Source organism: Pseudomonas sp. FH4 (assembly GCF_000510915.2).
Classification (GTDB): Bacteria; Pseudomonadota; Gammaproteobacteria; order Pseudomonadales; family Pseudomonadaceae; genus Aquipseudomonas; species Aquipseudomonas brenneri.
On sequence record NZ_AOHN01000004.1, the window covers coordinates 67,841 to 88,161 of the forward strand.

The following is a 20,321-nucleotide window of genomic DNA, read 5'->3' on the forward strand; positions in this document are numbered from 1 at the left end:
CAGTTGAATAGGGGCTGAACCGCCCCTATACTCTGCGCGCATTTTGTCGGCACAAATTATGCCAAGTTATTGATTTCCGGCAGCCGACCATTGAGGAGCAAGAGTGATGGAAACCCGCACGCCAAACACGTTGCCGTTCCATCGCTTGGCCGTTTTTCCGGTTTTATTGGCCCAATTTGTCATTTTGCTGATCGCCGCATTGGCGCTTTGGTATTGGCATGGGGTCGTAGCCGGATATTCAGGACTCTGCGGAGGCCTGATAGCCTTGCTGCCCAATATGTATTTTGCTCACAGGGCCTTTCGGTTTTCCGGCGCCCGAGCAGCCCAGGCTATCGTCCGGTCCTTTTATGCCGGCGAGGCAGGGAAACTGATTTTGACGGCAGTGCTGTTTGCACTGACCTTTGCAGGTGTGAAGCCATTGGCGCCGCTAGCTGTATTCGGCGTCTTCGTGTTGACCCAACTGGTCAGCTGGTTCGCTCCCCTGCTAATGAAAACAAGACTTTCGAAACCTTAGGGCGTTTGAGGCAACCATGGCAGAAACAACCGCTTCGGGCTATATCCAGCACCACTTGCAGAACCTGACCTTCGGTCAGCTTCCCAACGGCGGCTGGGGCTTTGCCCACTCCGCAGCAGAAGCCAAAGAAATGGGCTTCTGGGCTTTCCACCTGGATACTCTGGGCTGGTCGGTCGCATTGGGTCTGATCTTCGTCCTGATTTTCCGCATGGCGGCAAAGAAGGCGACTTCCGGTCAGCCAGGTGCTTTGCAGAACTTCGTTGAAGTATTGGTCGAATTCGTCGATACCAGCGTGAAAGACAGCTTCCATGGCCGTAGCCCGGTGATTGCACCGCTGGCACTGACCATTTTCGTCTGGGTGTTCCTGATGAACGCCGTCGACCTGATTCCGGTGGACTGGATTCCTCAGTTGGCCATGGCGATCTCCGGCGACCCGCACATCCCGTTCCGTGCGGTATCGACCACTGACCCGAACGCTACCCTGGGCATGGCCCTGTCGGTGTTCGCGCTGATCATTTTCTACAGCATCAAGATCAAGGGCATCGGCGGCTTCATCGGCGAACTGACCCTGCACCCGTTCGGCAGCAAGAACATCTTCGTTCAAGCCTTGCTGATCCCGGTGAACTTCCTGCTGGAATTCGTGACCCTGATCGCCAAGCCGATTTCCCTGGCTCTGCGACTGTTCGGCAACATGTATGCCGGCGAACTGGTGTTCATTCTGATCGCTGTGATGTTCGGCAGCGGCCTGCTCTGGCTTAGCGGCCTGGGCATTGTTCTGCAGTGGGCGTGGGCTGTGTTCCACATCCTGATCATCACCCTGCAGGCGTTTATCTTCATGATGCTGACCATCGTCTACCTGTCGATGGCGCACGAAGAGAACCATTAAGACCAGTCTCGACTAGTCTGATGTCCTTCCCGGTGAAACGGGAAGGTGGCCCCAAAGGGCTATGAAACGATTTGTTTTACCGCTTTAAAATCTAAAAAACCTAAACCATACGACGTAAAAGTCGGGAGGAAAGATGGAAACTGTAGTTGGTCTAACCGCTATCGCTGTTGCACTGTTGATCGGCCTGGGCGCCCTGGGTACTGCCATTGGTTTCGGCCTGTTGGGCGGCAAGTTCCTGGAAGGCGCAGCGCGTCAGCCAGAAATGGTTCCAATGCTGCAAGTTAAAATGTTCATCGTTGCCGGCCTGCTCGACGCCGTGACCATGATCGGTGTTGGTATCGCTCTGTTCTTCACCTTCGCGAACCCCTTCGTTGGTCAACTCGCCGGTTAATCACTCGTTTTTTCGAGTGATTGGTGTGTTGTGCAACGAACGAGCGAGGTATTGGCGTGAACATTAATGCAACCATTATTGGTCAGTCCTTAGCGTTCTTGATTTTTGTTGTTTTCTGCATGAAGTTCGTATGGCCTCCGGTCATCGCGGCTCTGCACGAACGTCAGAAGAAGATCGCGGATGGACTGGACGCTGCCGCACGAGCAGCTCGCGACCTGGAGTTGGCCCAAGATAAAGCGGGTCAGCAACTGCGCGAAGCGAAGGCTCAGGCAGCTGAAATCATTGAGCAAGCCAAGAAACGCGGTAACCAGATTGTTGAAGAGGCTGTTGAAAAAGCCCGTATCGACGCTGACCGTGTGAAGGTTCAGGCTCAGGCCGAGATCGAACAGGAATTGAACGGTGTCAAAGATGCGCTGCGTGCCCAACTGGGTGCTCTGGCCGTCGGCGGTGCTGAGAAGATCCTGGGTGCCACAATCGATCAAAACGCGCACGCGGAGCTGGTAAACAAACTGGCTGCTGAAATTTAAGCGAGGGCGATCATGGCAGAATTGACCACGTTGGCCCGACCTTACGCTAAGGCAGCCTTCGAGCACGCCCAGGCCCACCAGCAGCTGGCCTCTTGGTCAGCCATGCTCGGCCTGGCTGCAGCAGTGTCGCAAGACGACACCATGCAGCGCGTGCTCAAGGCCCCGCGACTGACGAGCGCAGACAAGGCCGCCACGTTTATTGACGTGTGCGGCGACAAGTTTGATGTGAAGGCACAGAACTTCATCCACGTCGTTGCCGAAAACGACCGTCTCCCGCTATTGCCGGAGATCGCCGCTCTGTTCGACCTGTACAAGGCCGAGCAAGAGAAGTCGGTAGACGTTGAAGTGACCAGTGCTTTTGCATTGAACCAAGAACAGCAAGACAAACTCGCCAAGGTTCTCAGTGCACGACTCAATCGGGAAGTGCGCCTGCAAGCTTCGGAGGACGCATCCCTGATTGGTGGTGTTGTTATCCGTGCCGGCGACCTGGTTATCGATGGCTCGATTCGCGGCAAAATCGCGAAACTTGCCGAAGCATTGAAATCTTGAGTTTGAAGGGGCAGCAGAGCAATGCAGCAACTCAATCCTTCCGAAATAAGTGAAATTATCAAGGGCCGCATCGACAAGCTCGATGTGACCTCCCAAGCCCGTAACGAAGGCACTGTCGTCAGCGTATCTGACGGCATCGTGCGGATTCACGGTCTGGCCGACGTAATGTACGGCGAGATGATCGAGTTTCCGGGCGGCGTCTACGGTATGGCCCTCAACCTGGAGCAAGACTCCGTAGGTGCCGTTGTATTGGGCGCGTACACCAGTCTGGCTGAAGGCATGAGCGCCAAGTGCACAGGCCGCATCCTCGAAGTTCCGGTTGGTAAGGAACTGCTGGGTCGCGTTGTCGACGCACTGGGTAACCCTGTTGACGGTAAAGGTCCACTGGGCAACACCGAGACCGACGCGGTCGAGAAAGTTGCTCCAGGCGTGATCTGGCGTAAGTCGGTAGACCAGCCTGTACAGACTGGCTACAAGGCTGTCGATGCCATGATCCCTGTCGGCCGTGGCCAGCGTGAGCTGATCATCGGTGACCGTCAGATCGGCAAGACCGCTCTGGCGATCGACGCGATCATCAACCAGAAAGACAGCGGCATTTTCTGCGTCTACGTAGCGATCGGTCAGAAACAATCGACCATCGCCAACGTGGTTCGCAAGCTGGAAGAAAACGGCGCCCTGGCCAACACGATCATCGTGGCTGCCAGTGCTTCGGAATCTCCTGCGCTGCAATTCCTGGCACCGTACTCCGGTTGCACCATGGGTGAATTCTTCCGCGACCGCGGTGAAGACGCGCTGATCGTTTATGACGATCTGTCCAAGCAAGCAGTGGCTTACCGCCAGATTTCCCTGCTGCTGCGCCGTCCACCAGGCCGTGAAGCCTACCCAGGCGACGTGTTCTATCTCCACTCCCGTCTGCTGGAGCGCGCATCCCGCGTATCCGAAGAGTACGTAGAGAAGTTCACCAACGGCGCAGTGACCGGCAAAACCGGTTCCCTGACCGCACTGCCGATCATCGAAACCCAGGCTGGCGACGTTTCCGCGTTCGTTCCGACCAACGTGATTTCCATCACCGACGGTCAGATCTTCCTGGAATCGGCCATGTTCAACTCCGGGATCCGTCCTGCTGTGAACGCCGGTGTTTCGGTATCCCGTGTGGGTGGTGCCGCTCAGACCAAGATCATCAAGAAGCTCTCCGGTGGTATCCGTACCGCTCTGGCTCAGTACCGTGAACTGGCGGCATTCGCCCAGTTCGCTTCTGACCTGGACGAAGCGACCCGTAAGCAACTTGAGCATGGTCAGCGCGTTACCGAGCTGATGAAGCAGAAGCAATACGCGCCAATGTCGATCGCTGACATGTCGCTGTCGCTGTATGCCGCTGAGCGTGGGTTCCTGACTGACGTCGAAATCGCCAAGGTCGGCAGCTTTGAACAAGCGCTGATTGCTTACTTCAACCGAGATCATGCCGATTTGATGGCCAAGATCAACGTGAAGGGTGACTTCAATGACGAAATCGACGCTGGCCTGAAGGCCGGTATCGAGAAGTTCAAGGCCACCCAAACCTGGTAAGCCGCAGCGGGAGCCGCAAGGCTCCCGCTTGCTAACCTGATAGGTGTTACATGGCAGGCGCAAAAGAGATTCGCAGTAAGATTGCGAGCATCAAAAGCACGCAAAAAATTACCAGCGCCATGGAGAAAGTGGCGGTCAGCAAAATGCGCAAGGCACAAATGCGCATGGCTGCTAGCCGTCCTTATGCGGAGCGTATCCGCCAGGTAATTGGGCATCTGGCCAACGCCAACCCGGAATACCGCCACCCGTTCATGATCGACCGCGAAGTCAAGCGTGTGGGTTATGTGGTAGTGAGCAGTGACCGTGGTTTGTGCGGTGGTCTGAATACCAACCTGTTCAAGGCCCTGGTCAAGGACATGGCGGTAAACCGCGAAAACGGCGTCGAGATCGATCTGTGTGTTGTTGGTAGCAAGGGTGCGGCCTTTTTCCGCAACTTCGGCGGTAACGTCGTTGCAGCTATCAGCCACCTGGGTGAAGAGCCGTCGATCAATGACTTGATCGGCAGTGTGAAGGTGATGCTGGATGCGTACCTGGAAGGCCGGATTGACCGCCTGTCCGTGGTATCCAACAAGTTCATCAACACCATGACCCAGCAGCCAACCGTGGAGCAATTGATTCCACTGGTGGCGACCCCGGATCAGGAACTCAAGCACCACTGGGACTACCTCTACGAACCAGACGCCAAAGAGCTGCTTGACGGCTTGATGGTGCGCTACGTGGAGTCGCAGGTGTACCAGGCGGTGGTCGAGAACAACGCAGCTGAACAAGCGGCGCGGATGATCGCGATGAAAAACGCTACCGACAACGCCGGTGATCTGATCAGCGATTTGCAGCTGATCTACAACAAGGCGCGTCAGGCTGCGATCACCCAAGAGATCTCGGAAATCGTCGGCGGCGCTGCCGCGGTTTAACGGTTCAAATATTCAGAGGATCCAGCTATGAGTAGCGGACGTATCGTTCAAATCATCGGCGCCGTTATCGACGTGGAATTCCCACGCGACAGCGTACCGAGCATCTACAACGCGCTGAAAGTACAAGGCGCGGAAACTACCCTGGAAGTTCAGCAGCAACTGGGCGACGGCGTAGTTCGTACCATTGCGATGGGTTCCACCGAAGGCTTGAAGCGCGGTCTGGACGTTGTCGACACTGGCGCTGCCATCTCCGTACCGGTCGGTAAAGCGACCCTGGGCCGGATCATGGACGTACTGGGCAACCCGATTGACGAAGCTGGCCCGATCGCCACCGAAGAGCGCTGGGGCATTCACCGTCCAGCACCTTCGTTCGCCGAGCAAGCGGGCGGTAACGACCTGCTGGAAACCGGCATCAAGGTTATCGACCTGGTTTGCCCGTTCGCCAAGGGCGGTAAAGTCGGTCTGTTCGGTGGTGCCGGTGTAGGCAAGACCGTAAACATGATGGAACTGATCCGTAACATCGCCATCGAGCACAGCGGTTATTCCGTGTTCGCGGGTGTGGGTGAGCGTACTCGTGAGGGTAACGACTTCTACCACGAGATGAAGGATTCCAACGTTCTGGACAAAGTGGCACTGGTCTACGGTCAGATGAACGAGCCGCCGGGTAACCGTCTGCGCGTAGCACTGACTGGCCTGACCATGGCCGAGAAGTTCCGTGACGAAGGTAACGACGTTCTGCTGTTCGTCGACAACATCTACCGTTACACCCTGGCCGGTACTGAAGTATCCGCACTGCTGGGCCGTATGCCTTCGGCAGTAGGTTACCAGCCGACCCTGGCTGAAGAGATGGGCGTTCTGCAAGAACGTATCACTTCGACCAAGGAAGGTTCGATCACTTCGATCCAAGCGGTATACGTACCTGCGGATGACTTGACCGACCCATCGCCTGCGACCACCTTCGCCCACTTGGACGCCACCGTCGTACTGTCCCGTGACATCGCTTCCCTGGGTATCTACCCAGCGGTCGATCCACTCGACTCGACTTCGCGCCAGCTGGACCCGAACGTGATCGGCCAGGAGCACTACGACACCGCTCGCGGCGTTCAGTACGTGCTGCAGCGTTACAAAGAACTGAAGGACATCATTGCGATCCTGGGTATGGACGAGCTGTCGGAAGCCGACAAGCAGTTGGTAAACCGTGCTCGTAAGATCCAGCGTTTCTTGTCGCAGCCGTTCTTCGTGGCTGAAGTCTTCACCGGTGCCTCGGGTAAATACGTTTCCCTGAAAGACACCATTGCTGGCTTCAAAGGCATCCTCAACGGTGACTACGACCACCTGCCAGAACAAGCGTTCTACATGGTCGGCGGCATCGAAGAAGCGATCGAGAAAGCCAAGAAACTGTAATCCCAGCGCCCGGCAACGGGCGCTAATTTAGGTTGAGGCAATCAGATGGCTATGACAGTCCATTGCGATATCGTCAGTGCGGAAGGGGAAATCTTCTCCGGTCTGGTCGAGTTTGTAACAGCGCACGGCGTTCTGGGTGATCTTGGTATCGCCATGGGGCACGCGCCGCTGATTACCAGCTTGAAGCCAGGTCCGATCACGCTGACCAAGCAAGGCGGGGAACGTGAGGTGTTTTACATCTCCAGTGGTTTCCTTGAGGTTCAGCCGAACATGGTCAAGGTGCTTGCCGACACTGTGCAACGTGCTGGCGACCTGGATGAAGCCTCCGCTCAGGAAGCCGTCAAGGCTGCCGAGAAGGCCCTGCACGAAAAAGGCGCAGACTTCGACTACAGCGCTGCTGCAGTACGTCTGGCCGAGGCCGCAGCTCAGCTGCGTACTCTCCAGCAGATCCGCAAGAAGTAAGCGGCCTCGCCGTCATGCTTCATGTGTGATTGATTAAAAAGGGTAGCCTCGGCTACCCTTTTTCTTTTTTAGCAAAACACTTCTTTGGTCTGAAGCCGGACCGCCCAGGATTGGTAGCCATTCATGTCTCTTGAAATCGTCATTCTCGCCGCAGGCCAGGGCACTCGCATGCGTTCAGCCCTGCCCAAGGTGCTGCACCCGGTTGCTGGCAACTCCATGCTCGGCCATGTTATCCACAGCGCCCGGCAACTGGCGCCACAGCGTATCCACGTGGTGATTGGCCACGGTGCCGATGCGGTGCGTGAACGTCTGGCCGCCGACGACTTGAATTTCGTATTGCAGGACAAGCAACTGGGTACCGGTCATGCCACGGCGCAAGCCGTACCGTTCATCAAGGCTGACACCGTGCTGATCCTCTACGGTGATGTGCCGCTGATCGAAGTAGAAACCCTGCAGCGCCTGCTCAAACACGTGGTGCCTGGCCAGATGGGGCTGCTGACCGTCGAACTGGACGACCCGACCGGTTACGGCCGTATCGTGCGCAATGCCGACGGCAAGGTCACAGCCATCGTCGAGCACAAGGACGCCACTGAGGCCCAACGGGCAATTACCGAAGGCAACACCGGAATTCTCGCGGTGCCGGCGACTCATTTGGCGGACTGGATGAGTCGTCTGTCGAACAACAACGTCCAGGGTGAGTACTACCTCACCGACGTGATTGAAATGGCCGTCAATGATGGCCTGGTGGTCGCCACCGAGCAGCCCCACGACCCGATGGAAGTGCAGGGCGCCAACGATCGCAAGCAACTGGCGGAACTGGAGCGTCACTACCAACTACGTGAAGGCCGCCGCTTGATGGCTCAGGGCGTGACGCTGCGCGATCCGGCGCGTTTCGACGTACGCGGTGAGGTTACCGTGGGCCGCGACGTGCTGATCGATATCAACGTGATCCTCGAAGGCCGCGTGGTGATTGAAGATGACGTGGTCATCGGCCCGAACTGCGTGATCAAGGACAGCACCCTGCGCAAAGGCGTGGTGATCAAGGCTAACAGCCATATCGACGGTGCAGTGATGGGCGAGGGCAGCGATGCCGGGCCGTTCGCGCGGTTGCGTCCGGGTAGCGTGCTGGGAGCCAAGGCCCATGTGGGTAACTTTGTCGAACTGAAAAACGCCCACCTGGGCGAGGGCGCCAAGGCGGGTCACCTGACTTACCTGGGCGACGCCGTTATCGGTGCGCGCACCAACATCGGCGCAGGGACCATCACCTGCAACTACGATGGCGCCAACAAGCACCAGACCGTGCTGGGTGAAGATGTATTCATCGGCTCCAATAACTCGCTGGTTGCCCCTGTGAAGGTGGGTGATGGTGCCAGCACGGCTGCAGGCTCCACCATTAATCAGGATGTGGATAACTTGCAACTAGGTGTGGCCCGCGCCCGCCAGCGCAACATCGACGGTTGGAAACGCCCGGTCAAAATCAAAAAGACCTGAATTATCCACAACCTCATTAGCAACGCCATTCCATTGTGGGAGCGGGCTTGCTCGCGAAGACGGAGTGCCAGTCACTGAACGTGTATCTGATGCACCGCCTTCGCGAGCAAGCCCGCTCCCACATTGGATCTATGTTGTTTTCAAAAAAGTGCATCCGCCGCTTGACGATTTCCCGCCGATAGGTTTTGATTGCCTTCGTTATCTTTCGAAACGAAACTTATCATCACCATGTCGAAACGAAATACACCTCAACGACGCCACAACATCCTGGCTTTGCTCACCGAGCAGGGTGAAGTGAGCGTGGACGAATTGGCCAAGCGTTTCGAAACCTCCGAAGTGACCATCCGCAAGGACCTCGCCGCGCTGGAAAGCAACGGCCTGTTGCTGCGTCGCTACGGTGGTGCCATCACCATGCCCCAGGAACTGGTCGGCGATCCTGCCCAACCGATTTCTGTGCACAAGCGCGCCATCGCGCGGGCGGCGGTCAAACGCCTGCGTGAACATGCACGGATCATCATCGACAGCGGCAGCACCACCGCCGCGATGATTCCGGAACTGGGCCATCAGCCCGGCCTGGTGGTGATGACCAACTCCCTGCATGTGGCCAGTGCCCTGAGTGAGTTGGAACATGAGCCCGTGCTGTTGATGACTGGCGGTACCTGGGACCCGCACTCGGACTCGTTCCAGGGCCAGGTCGCTGAACAAGTGCTGCGCTCCTACGACTTCGACCAACTGTTCATCGGCGCCGACGGCATCGATCTGCAGCGCGGCACCACCACCTTCAATGAATTGCTGGGTTTGAGCCGCGTGATGGCCGAAGTTGCCCGCGAAGTGGTGGTGATGGTCGAGTCCGACAAGATTGGCCGCAAGATCCCCAACCTGGAACTGCCCTGGAGCAGCGTCCATACCCTTATTACTGATGATCGCCTGCCGCTTGAGGCCCGCGACCAGATTCAAGCCCGCGGCATTACGCTGATTTGCGCGGCAGTCATCTAGGAGAGAAACCATGTGTGGAATTGTAGGCGCAGTCGCTGAACGAAACGTTACCGCCATTTTGCTCGAAGGCCTCAAGCGCCTGGAATACCGTGGCTACGACAGTGCCGGTGTCGCGGTCTTCAGTAATGCTGGCAAGCTGGAGCGCATGCGCCGCCCAGGCAAGGTCAGCGAACTGGAGCAGGCCCTGGCCGGTGAGCCCCTGGCAGGCCGCCTGGGTATTGCCCACACCCGCTGGGCGACCCACGGCGCGCCGTGCGAACGCAATGCCCACCCGCACTTCTCCGGTGATATTGCGGTGGTGCACAACGGCATCATCGAGAACCACGAAGTGCTGCGCGAACAGCTCAAGGGCCTGGGCTACGTCTTTACCTCGGACACCGACACCGAAGTCATCGCCCACCTGCTCAACCACAAGCTCAAGGACCACAACGACCTGACCACCGCCCTCAAGGCCACGGTCAAGGAACTGCATGGCGCCTACGGCCTGGCCGTGATCAGCGCCAGCCAACCGGACCGTGTGGTTGCCGCCCGCAGTGGCAGCCCACTGGTGATCGGCCTGGGCCTGGGAGAGAACTTCCTGGCGTCCGATCAACTGGCCCTGCGCCAGGTCACCGACCGCTTCATGTACCTGGAAGAAGGTGATATCGCCGACATCCGCCGTGAAAGCGTGGCGATCTGGGACGTCAACGGCAATTCTGTCGAGCGCGAAGCCGTGCAGTACCGTGATGGCGCTGAAGCCGCCGACAAGGGTGAGTTCCGCCACTTCATGCTCAAGGAAATCCACGAGCAACCCTCCGTGGTGCAGCGCACCCTGGAAGGTCGCCTGAGCCAGAACCAAGTGCTGGTCAACGCCTTCGGCCCACAAGCCGCCGAGTTGTTCGCCAAAGTGCGCAATGTGCAGATCGTCGCCTGTGGCACCAGCTACCACGCCGGCATGGTCGCGCGTTACTGGCTGGAAGAGCTGGCCGGCATCCCGTGCCAGGTCGAAGTCGCCAGCGAGTTCCGCTACCGCAAGGTGGTGGTGCAGCCTGACACCCTGTTCGTGACCATCTCCCAGTCCGGCGAGACCGCCGACACGTTGGCCGCCCTGCGTAATGCCAAGGAGCTGGGCTACCTGGCGAGCCTGGCGATCTGCAACGTCAGCATCAGCTCCCTGGTGCGTGAGTCCGACCTGACCCTGCTGACCCAGGCCGGCCGCGAAATCGGCGTAGCCTCCACCAAGGCCTTCACCACCCAACTGGTGGGCCTGCTGCTGCTGACCCTGTCCCTGGGCCAGGTGCGCGGCACATTGGGCGCAGGCGTCGAAGCCACCCTGGTGGAAGAACTGCGCCGCCTGCCGACTCGCCTGGGCGAAGCCCTGGCTATGGATAGCACTGTAGAGAAAGTCGCGGAGCTGTTTGCCGACAAGAACCACACCCTGTTCCTCGGCCGTGGCGCACAGTACCCCGTGGCGATGGAAGGCTCCCTGAAACTCAAGGAAATCTCCTATATCCACGCCGAAGCCTACCCGGCCGGTGAACTCAAGCACGGCCCATTGGCCCTGGTGGACGACGACATGCCGGTGGTCACCGTTGCGCCGAACAATGAACTGCTGGAGAAGCTCAAGTCCAACCTGCAGGAAGTTCGCGCCCGTGGCGGCCAATTGATCGTATTCGCCGATGAAAAGGCCGGCATGACCAATGGTGAAGGCACCCACGTCATCAACATGCCGCACATCCACGACACCCTGTCACCGATCCTCTACACCATCCCGCTGCAATTGCTGTCGTACTACGTGGCCGTGCTCAAGGGCACCGACGTTGACCAGCCGCGTAACCTGGCCAAGTCGGTGACGGTTGAGTAACGTCTATCGGGAATGAGAAAGGGTGGTGGCTACTAACAATAAAGATTGACACTTAACAATAAAGATTGACACGCCGTAACATAGATTGACACAAGGCCGAAACCCCCGTATTTACGGGGTTTTCCATTTTTTGGCTGAGCCATCGGTCTAGATTCTCCGCTTCGTTCCGCTCCGGGAGTAGGCTAAAGAGGGCTGTACCATGAACAGGTGGTGGGCGATTTTTTCCTATAACTATTTTTCAGGGCGAGGAGAGGCGGTCCCGGCGGACGAAGGAGGTAGCATTGCGCGGTCGTAGGTTTTCGTCTGAGACAGATATTCAGCGGCATATTTCGAATGGATTCGGTAGCGGAGCTGGTGCCAGTTATCTGCCGTGGCTGCGCGTCCAAGACGTGCCTTCCAGAGGACGCTCCCACAAGATCCAAGGTGTGAAGATCGATCGCCTCCATCACCTCTTTTCCGACCTAGAGCGCGCCTATTTTTTGGTATGTGAATTTTCGGAAAATGTTGTGGATATACGCGAGCAGTATCCATTGCTACCGCGAGAAAGTGCTCAAGCAATCGCGAGCTCTATGGGAGTGCGATACCCGAAGTATCCGAAGACAGTGCTTCCTTACGTTATGACCACGGATTTTTTATTAACGATAAAAAAGCCCGATGGCAGCTTTAAATCCGTAGCCAGAACAATTAAATACCGCACTGACCTCGAAGGCAAAAAAGCCAGGAGGACGTTGGAAAAATTTGAGATCGAAAAGCGTTTCTGGACTGGCCAACACGTTGATTGGGCCATTGTCACTGAAGAAATGTTCAGCCCCGATTTGATCAAGAATTTAGGCTTACTCAGGAAGTTCGCTCAACTGCCGCGCGCCTTGGCAGAGCCATCATTACACACAGATTTTCTGGGGCACTTAGCGAGCTGTCGTCCCTACCCGTGGAGTACTGCTGAATCTCTGCGAAAGATTGCCGCACGTTTATTTATCTCCTATCAAGACTCTCGGGCTTTATATCATCACCTGATATGGGCTAAGTCGATCAAGGTAGATTTGGTTGGTACTCCCATTCAAATGACTGCGCCACTACCAACATTTGAAATCATTGAGAAACCAATGAAAATTTCACTGACGGCGGAGGGCCTATCATGAAAGTCCAAGTCAATGATTGTTTCGAACCGCTTACTGAGTTTTCCGTCGTGCCGGGCTTCGTTAGGGTCTTGTACCTCAATGAGCGATACGATGCGGTCGTTTTGATCCAATTAACGGATCCGCCCCGCCAGCCGATTGGTTTAGGCCTGGAGGAGCTTCGCGGATCCGTCATTGCAGGTGATACGAAGCTAGCCAAGGTCGTTACGCCTGAGTTTCTCTTAGTGTTAGAGGATGACTTGGATGAGAAAAAGAAGCGGGAAAGGGATGAAAAGTGGAACATCATCGCACCCCTGATCGACTCAGATTATCCAGGTCAGATATTCGCTCCTGGTGAGATGGGTCAAATGGTCGGCGCTAGAGCTGTTGAGCTCGGTATACAGCGCAAGAGCATCTATCGACTTCTGTACCGTTACTGGATCAATGGCCAAGTTCGAAATGCGCTCTTGAAAAACTATGCGGGCGTCGGAGTTCCTGAGCGCAAGTATGATCCCGCAAAGCCCCCAGGTAGGAAGCCAAGGTATCAAGGTATTGCCGTTTCACCGACCAAGGTTATCGATGCCGTGGATAAGCGCTGTATCCGTATCGGCTACTCGTTATTTGTCGGGGATAAGACTTCTACGATAACCAACGCCTATGTTGAGATGCTCAGGAGGTTCTATACCGCGAAAGACCTGTCGAAAAATCCAGAATCAGGCGGTCGTTTGCTACCCGAATCGGAAATTCCTTCCTTTAGACAGTTCGATTATTGGGGAAAGCAATATTTCGACGAGGTTGAAACTGAACGTGGCCGTAAGGGAATGCGTAAGTGGCTAAAAGATTGCCGCCCCCTTTCTGGAACCGTCCGTGACTGGCTTCGTGGCCCCTGCCATCAGTTTGAGATCGATGCCACCATTGCGGACATTTATCTCGTGAACGGATACTCCAGGCGAATGCTCATTGGACGGCCGGTTGTGTACGTCGTCATTGATAGCTTTTCCGGCATGATCGTCGGTCTCTACATCGGATTAGAGGGCCCGAGTTGGAACGGAGCCAGGCAAGCGCTTTTCAACGCTTTCACTTCGAAGGTTGAGTTTTGCGCTACCAATGGGGTCACAATCGATTCAGGGGAATGGGCCTGTCATCACCTCCCACATCACATCTACGCTGATCGAGGCGAGATGTTGGGGAAAGCAGCTGAGGGTCTTGCCACTGGCCTGAATATCGAGCTGGGAATCGCTCCGCCTTACCGCCCTGACTGGAAGTCGATGGTTGAGAGCCGGTTCGGTATCCTGAACAACCTGACAGGCATCAGGTGGCTTCCTGGTGGTGTAGCTGCTAGGGAGAAGGAACGTGGCGAGCGAGATTACCGACTCGATGCAACGCTGAGCATTAAAGAGTTCACCAAGATTATCATCCAGTGTGTCCTTCACTATAACCGCTTCAACAGGCAGCCCGACAGGCTCACTCAAGAGATGATGAACGACGGTGTCGATCCGACGCCGTCAGGTATCTGGACTTGGGCATTAGAAAATGGTCATGTCGAACCAAACAATCATCCCGACGAGCTGGTCTATCTCCATTTGCTTCCGCGCGAGCAAGCGACGGTGCAAAAGGGTGGTGTGCTATTCCGAGGGATGCACTATGTCTGTGATGTAGCGATCGAGAACAACTGGTTTGCGAAGGCCCGTAGCCGCGGGGTTTGGTCGATAGAGTGTTGGTATGACCCAAATTCCTCAGCACATATCTGGATTCGGGGAGACAACAAACAGTTCATCCGTTGCGATTTGCGTAAGTCTGATAGCAAGTATGCTGGTTATCGATCCGATGAGATTTTCGATCTGCTCGAAGCTTACCGCCAGACTCCACCGACTCATAAACGCGCTGAGTTGGAGAGTCGGATTTCGCTGCTGGAGGAAGTTAATCAAGTCGTCAGCGGTGCGATCGCTGAGCGAAATGATGAGCCAGCGCCTGCGACCAAAGCTGAGATGATTGGAAATATTCGTGAGAATCGCGCCGTTGAGCGCCTCAAGGAGCGTGAGACCGCCCATGTGCCAGAGGGTGTAAGGATTGAATCGCCTGTGCTCAAGACAGAGATCTCCCAAGATCGCTCAGAAAACTTTGCCGGCCCTCGCAGCGCTCAGGTTATCGATATGCTCAAACGCCTGCGCCCAGGACAAAACTCATGAAAGGCGCCCAAGTTTTCGCAAGCTACACGAAGCAGGCGATAGCGGACTACGCGGGAAATCCACTCATCGAAGCGCTGCCACCGATCTTCTCAGAAGAGGTGGCAATGCAACTAATCTCGAACTTCCCCCGTCCTGTTGATCCAGAAGAGCTGACCCTCGACCGATCGACTCGGGTTCACTGCATCGACCGGTTGAGAACGGTGGTCCAGCCTTTGTTGGTCCACATGGATCTGGAGTCCGTATTTTCATTGCTGGTACGACGTGGGTACGTCGGACGCAACCCGACCTCTCCAGACACTGTCAGACATCTTCACTCACTTTCGGGCGCACAGCGCTACCACGATGGATTTAAGTCCACTGCCGAAACGTTCAGTCTGGTTGGCCTTAGTGGCATTGGAAAGTCCACCGCACTCGAAGCCATTTTGAGTCTCTACCCTCAAACGATTCGCCACGAGCGTTATGAAGGAAAGCAGTTCGTTCATACCCAGATCACCTGGCTCAAGCTTGACTGCCCCCGAGATGGTTCGCTGGCAGGCTTCTGTCAGCAATTTTTCTATGCGGTCGGGCGAGCTTTAGGTGATGAGGATTACTACAAGCGGTATAGGGCTCGGAACATCAATGACTCGTTGCAACAAATGGAACAGGTTGCGAGTACATTTTTCATCGGAGCTTTGCTGATCGACGAACTTCAGAACCTGCACCTCGCGAAAACTGGGGGCAAGGACAACATGCTGAATTTCTTCCTCCATCTAGTGAACAACATCGGAATTCCTGTGGTGTTCATCGGGACAAATTCGATGATCAGCCTATTTTCGGACGTCATGCGCAACGCAAGGCGTTGCTGCGGCGTCGGGGTACTCGAATTTAAACGTTTTGAGAAGGACGATGACGAGTGGCGCATGCTTGTTGAAAACCTCTGGAGCTATCAGTGGTACCAGCAGCCGGTCGAACTGACAGAGGATGTGTTTGATGCGCTGTATGAGCATACACAAGGGGTCACCGACTTTTTGGTGAAGCTTTTGGTGCTCAGTCAAAGGTATGCGATCCAGAGTGGTTCGGAATGCGTTACCGCCGAGACAATTGCGTTGGTGAGCAACACCAAGATGCAGATATTGAAGCCAGCTTTGTCCGCTCTGCGAAGCCGAGATCCGAAACGGATGCGGCAGTTCGATGATTTGCTTCCGATTGAAGACCAACTAAGCGACATGATGGCGTTCGATGGTGTGGCTCGGCCGGAGCGACTGGCATTGCTGCGCAGTGTCATCAGTCGCAGCGACAATAGTGCTACCAAACCTAATGTGGCGGCCGTTAACCAAGTCAAATCGCAGTCACCTGCGGCGGTGGCGGTTGAGACCTCAGAGGCACAGGCGCTAAGTGAAAGTGAAGACTCCATTGAGGCGTTGAAGAGCGCCGGTTGGATAAGCAGTGATCTCTTTGAGTTTTCTCCGTTGTATCGGAAGGGGTGAATTAAGGGTGACGAAATGGGGCTCAAATTCCATTTCTTTCCGGCCGTTTTCCACGATGAGACGCTTCACAGCGTTCTCTCAAGATACGCCCGGCTCTGTGGCGTACGTAGTTGCGCAGCAGTTTTCGATGGAGCGCAGTCCGCGAAATGCTTTTCGCAGAACGTTGCTTTTCCATGTCGACTAGCTGAGCTTGTCGAGGCGCTGCCGTGTGATACAGGCTTATCGCTAGCCGCTGTTATAAAGCGCCATACGCAACTGCCCTACTACGAACCTTTTTTGACCCCGCAACAGGTGGACGACGCCAATATCTTGATGGCGGGAAACGGCAAGGGGTTGATGCTAAGGTTGGGGTTAATCGCGAGCCGACTCGAGTTTGCTTCGAGAGTGCGATTTTGCTTCGACTGTGTCCAACAGGACATGGCCTGTGTGGGAGCAGCGTACTGGCACCGTGTGCATCAGCTTCCAGGCGTTTTGATCTGTCCCCACCATGGAACCCCGTTGAGGTTCCTTGATTACCGCTGGTTGAGCAGAAACTCTCGAAGAATGCATTTACCGGACGATGAGGACGTTCAGTCTCACTCCATTTCGCTAGACATCCCTCAAAATCTACAAAGTGCTCTGCAAGAAATAGCGCAGCGTTCGATGCAGGTGCTTGAGACCGATGTTCCGCCATTATGTCCTGATGCGATTCGCTCGGTGTTTCTGGATAGCGCTATTGCCTTGAAAATGGCTTCCGATACTGGTCGGCTGCACTTAGGCATTTTGGCGCGACACATGTCTGCGTTCTTTGAGGCGCTCCCCTCCTCAGGGGAATACTCGATACTGAGCAAGTCGTCTGCGGATATACCGGCGGCCTGGATTGTGAAGCTTTTGCGTAAGCCGAGGGGCACCCATCATCCGCTGAAATTCATCCTGCTGGCCTGTGCGCTCAAGGTCGATATGGAAAGGATACTGCGGCCAAACGGGCCTATTACCGAGTCGCTTAGTCGAACAGCCAATAGCGAAACTCCTGGTGGACGAGCTGCCAACAGATCTCCAACCAATCGCTCAAGCACCAATGAGTATATGAGTGAGGCATCTGAAACGATCTGGACGCTGGCGCTCATGGGGGCTAACGCTAAGACCATAGCGTCAGAAACAAGGAGCTCGGTTACATGCGTCTACCGAATGATACGCGCGATTTCGTATGGACCTGACCTATGGAAAGAGGCGAGGCTTTCGAAACTGCTGGTTGATAGGAGGAACCGATTTGACGGGGAATACAGAGCTCGCCTAGCTCATGAGTGTCGAGATTATGTGTGGCTTCATCGAAACGATCGGCAATGGCTGTCCGAGCTTACACAAGAGCCAGGAAAAGCCCACAGACCGCGCGGACAGCAGGCAGAAAGATTCAAAGACCTCGACCTTGACCTTGCCAACGAAGTGGTTCAATGCGCTGAAATGTTACGAGCGCTTCCAGGTAAACCTGTCCGCATCTCACGGACAAAAATAGGCAGAGAGCTTCATGTGTTATCTAGGTTTGAAAAGCAGCTCAACAAGCTGCCGCACTGTGCGGCTGCACTGGCAGCCGAATGCGAAACCCTTGATGCATTCCATCGGCGGCGCCTGAGCTGGGCCGAGCGGAAGCTAAAACTTGACGGCAAGCCAATCACTCAATCAGCGCTGTATCGAACAGCGTGTCTCAGAAAACTCCAAATATGAGTGAAGGCACCCTGATCCGCGTATGAATATTGCTCTGTAACGCCGTCGGCACAAGCCTCTATATATATGAGCTGTGCGTGGATTCGATGTGTGAATTTTGACGAGGCGTGCAGTGAAAGTATTTATATGTGTGGTGTATTGTATTTTGACTTTGGCGTAAAAACTGCTGTTTTCTAATAAAACAGTTGCTGGCTGTTCGCTACTGTATGGCGTTCATTTTTAAAATCCTTACCCGGGTACACGGTGATATGTGATAAAAGAACACCATCCACAGGACTCGCGTCCTACCAGACCCACGCTAGAAAGTCGGCTACTCATGTCCAGTATTCTGTTTTTCCCAATGTCTATGCCAGACGAGACACTATTATCTCGTATTACGAGATACCATTTTTTGTCCGGAAACAAAACCGAGGCAGAAACTTTCCGTGATCTTTTTGGCGTTGCGCCATTCCAACTATCTATCATACCAAAGCAATTAGAAAACCTTGCTTCTCGATTGCCGGGAGTTAAAGAAGGCAACTTGGCTGAGTTGCTTGAGATTAACACTACGTTCCCAGCCTACAAACCTTTTATAGGATTATCAAAAGAATCCTCTAAGGAATTTGACAAGGTTTTATCTGATGTCGCTCGAGTGCCTAGGAGAGAAGGTACGAGGAATAGCAGAGCTAAAATTTGCTTGGCCTGTGTGCAGGCCGACCTCATAGAGTGTGGCTACGCATATTGGCACCGAGCTCATCATGTACCGGGCGTTACAGCGTGCTGGCGACACGGTGAAGAACTTCTTAAATCTTGCCCTAATTGCTCTCACCCTTTCTATCGTAAAAACCGATTGTTACCGGGGTTGACCGATGATTGTGCTTGCGGGTGGAACGCTGTTAAACCTACGAACCGCTCACTCGCCTCAAATGAAGAGCGCGAGTTTGCAGTTTTTGTAAATGATATTCTGCAACGCAATCTGCCATCGATAGAATATACGGTTTTGGCTGCTTGTTATCGGCGTCAAGCAAAGAAGCAAGGGTTTGTTCATGGGAACCTAATTGGCACAGCTAAATTATTTAGCAGTATTCGTGATAAGTTCAGCGATGAAATTATTTCGAAAATTGATTTGGCATACGCAGCTGGAATTCGAAGTCAATGGATTAGGCTATCGACAACAAGAGGTCAAATTGATATGCCGTTGGCAAGGCATCTTTTAATATCTCTCCATCTTTTTGGATGTGCAGAAAAGTTTGAGAAATGCTTGGCAGAAGAGTCTCTACTTGCTAGCTCGGCAAACCCGACGGTCCGTCTTAAAGAGAAAACTTTGCCAGAACATAAGAAAAAGGCTTATCGAGAAAAAATCTCAATGCTACTTGAAGTGAAGCCAGGCATTGGTATGGACTATCTTTGGGTAAGTGCTTATCAAGTAACCCGTTGGCTCAACGAAAACGATAAGGACTGGTTGTTGAGTAAAATTACAGGGAACTTAATGCAGAAGAGTAGTGTCGAGCCGGTGGTAAATGATGAGGACGAAAAATACGCAACTATTCTTATAGAGGGCGTTGAGAACTTGTACCGCATCACCCAAAAACAGGTGCGAGTAAATATCAGTAACATGCTTGCACTTTTGCCGCGAAAAGTAAGTAGGGAGCGTGCGACTCGTAAGTCTTTCCCATTGCTGTCAGCTCAACTTGAACTTCATCTTGAGTCTCTTTGGCATTTTAGGTTACGGAGATTTATATGGACGATGTCGGAGATCGCGAGGCTTAAGTTACCCCCAAACAACTCCAGCTTGAGATTATTGACAACAGTGCCTCATGTGGCCTGCCAGGCTCTCATAAATCACTTCGAGTGGGATTTAGACAGCATGGTTAAGGACGGCATTAAGGTTGACGTTATGCTTAGAAATACCGGTGTCTCGCGGCAATGGGAAGGGCCACCAGGTTATGATATTCCCATGGGTGGCAATGCATACATGGAGATGATCGCGTCCAATTCAAAGCTCCAGTAGATATTTTTATGGCGTGGCGCAGTTGCTCTGGATCCGGTGATTTTTGTGGCTTATTGCTGGGCGTTGGATGTCATTGTTAATACCGACGCCTATTGCGTATTGATCGGGCATTGGATGTGCACCGATAGCAGCGGTTTACGCATATACGGGATTTATGCCGCAGAAGCAGATATCGCTCACGTACCGCAGACACCGGCATCTATTTTGACGTCGGATTCAAGCATGAGCAATGGCATAAATCAGACCATAGCTAAAGGGCTAAACGTTAGCTTTTTGAACGAGCCCCATGAAAGACAGGACACCGTTTCCCCCTTACGATA

General features: G+C 54.5%; 18 protein-coding genes and 1 pseudogene. All 19 read left to right on the top strand.

The window, feature by feature from the left end; genetic code table 11:
* Positions 1-106: 106 nt before the first annotated feature.
* Positions 107-514, top strand: a complete 408-nt coding sequence (locus H097_RS02915; RefSeq protein WP_010565865.1) for a F0F1 ATP synthase subunit I — start codon at positions 107-109, stop codon at positions 512-514.
* Between the two features lie 16 nt (positions 515-530).
* Entirely contained in the window at positions 531-1,400 is an 870-nt protein-coding gene (gene atpB / locus H097_RS02920; RefSeq protein WP_032857183.1) for a F0F1 ATP synthase subunit A, read from the top strand.
* Positions 1,401-1,533: 133 nt separating this feature from the next.
* Positions 1,534-1,791 carry a F0F1 ATP synthase subunit C gene (gene atpE, locus H097_RS02925; protein WP_002555987.1) on the top strand — a complete coding sequence of 86 codons (258 nt, stop codon included), beginning with the start codon at positions 1,534-1,536 and terminating at the stop codon, positions 1,789-1,791.
* Between the two features lie 56 nt (positions 1,792-1,847).
* Positions 1,848-2,318, top strand: coding sequence for a F0F1 ATP synthase subunit B (locus tag H097_RS02930; RefSeq protein ID WP_008439543.1), 471 nt, complete (start codon positions 1,848-1,850; stop codon positions 2,316-2,318).
* A gap of 12 nt (positions 2,319-2,330) precedes the next feature.
* A complete protein-coding gene (locus H097_RS02935; RefSeq protein WP_032857185.1) occupies positions 2,331-2,867 on the top strand; it encodes a F0F1 ATP synthase subunit delta in 537 nt (178 codons plus the stop codon).
* Between the two features lie 21 nt (positions 2,868-2,888).
* Positions 2,889-4,433, top strand: coding sequence for a F0F1 ATP synthase subunit alpha (gene atpA / locus H097_RS02940; protein WP_029290137.1), 1,545 nt, complete (start codon positions 2,889-2,891; stop codon positions 4,431-4,433).
* Between the two features lie 50 nt (positions 4,434-4,483).
* A complete protein-coding gene (atpG, locus tag H097_RS02945) occupies positions 4,484-5,344 on the top strand; it encodes a F0F1 ATP synthase subunit gamma (protein WP_010565870.1) in 861 nt (286 codons plus the stop codon).
* Positions 5,345-5,371: 27 nt separating this feature from the next.
* On the top strand, positions 5,372-6,748 hold the full coding sequence (gene atpD / locus H097_RS02950; RefSeq protein WP_032857187.1) for a F0F1 ATP synthase subunit beta: 1,377 nt from the start codon (positions 5,372-5,374) through the stop codon (positions 6,746-6,748).
* 45 nt (positions 6,749-6,793) lie between these two features.
* Positions 6,794-7,210: a F0F1 ATP synthase subunit epsilon gene (locus tag H097_RS02955; protein WP_032857189.1), complete on the top strand. Its 417-nt coding sequence runs from the start codon at positions 6,794-6,796 to the stop codon at positions 7,208-7,210.
* A 123-nt stretch (positions 7,211-7,333) separates the two neighbouring features.
* A complete protein-coding gene (glmU, locus tag H097_RS02960) occupies positions 7,334-8,701 on the top strand; it encodes a bifunctional UDP-N-acetylglucosamine diphosphorylase/glucosamine-1-phosphate N-acetyltransferase GlmU (RefSeq protein WP_032857191.1) in 1,368 nt (455 codons plus the stop codon).
* A gap of 228 nt (positions 8,702-8,929) precedes the next feature.
* Positions 8,930-9,697 (top strand): DeoR family transcriptional regulator, encoded by a 768-nt coding sequence (locus tag H097_RS02965; RefSeq protein WP_032857193.1) that lies wholly within the window; start codon positions 8,930-8,932, stop codon positions 9,695-9,697.
* Positions 9,698-9,707: 10 nt separating this feature from the next.
* Complete coding sequence (glmS, locus tag H097_RS02970; RefSeq protein ID WP_032857194.1) at positions 9,708-11,540, top strand: glutamine--fructose-6-phosphate transaminase (isomerizing); 1,833 nt, start codon at positions 9,708-9,710, stop codon at positions 11,538-11,540.
* Between the two features lie 281 nt (positions 11,541-11,821).
* Positions 11,822-12,679 (top strand): TnsA endonuclease N-terminal domain-containing protein, encoded by an 858-nt coding sequence (locus tag H097_RS02975; protein WP_032857196.1) that lies wholly within the window; start codon positions 11,822-11,824, stop codon positions 12,677-12,679.
* Positions 12,676-14,844, top strand: coding sequence for a Mu transposase C-terminal domain-containing protein (locus tag H097_RS02980; protein ID WP_032857197.1), 2,169 nt, complete (start codon positions 12,676-12,678; stop codon positions 14,842-14,844). Before H097_RS02975 ends, H097_RS02980 begins: the two co-directional genes overlap by 4 nt.
* Positions 14,841-16,310, top strand: a complete 1,470-nt coding sequence (locus H097_RS02985; RefSeq protein WP_032857199.1) for an ATP-binding protein — start codon at positions 14,841-14,843, stop codon at positions 16,308-16,310. The genes H097_RS02980 and H097_RS02985 overlap by 4 nt, the downstream gene beginning before the upstream one ends.
* Positions 16,311-16,325: 15 nt before the next feature.
* Positions 16,326-16,799, top strand: a pseudogene (locus H097_RS29070) (TniQ family protein); the annotation flags it as partial.
* A gap of 54 nt (positions 16,800-16,853) precedes the next feature.
* Complete coding sequence (locus H097_RS02990) at positions 16,854-18,011, top strand: TnsD family Tn7-like transposition protein (RefSeq protein ID WP_306108736.1); 1,158 nt, start codon at positions 16,854-16,856, stop codon at positions 18,009-18,011.
* A 316-nt stretch (positions 18,012-18,327) separates the two neighbouring features.
* Entirely contained in the window at positions 18,328-20,001 is a 1,674-nt protein-coding gene (locus tag H097_RS27475; protein WP_080761983.1) for a TniQ family protein, read from the top strand.
* A 45-nt stretch (positions 20,002-20,046) separates the two neighbouring features.
* The coding region (locus tag H097_RS28480) for a hypothetical protein (RefSeq protein WP_206575967.1) at positions 20,047-20,321 on the top strand (275 nt) is incomplete at its 3' end.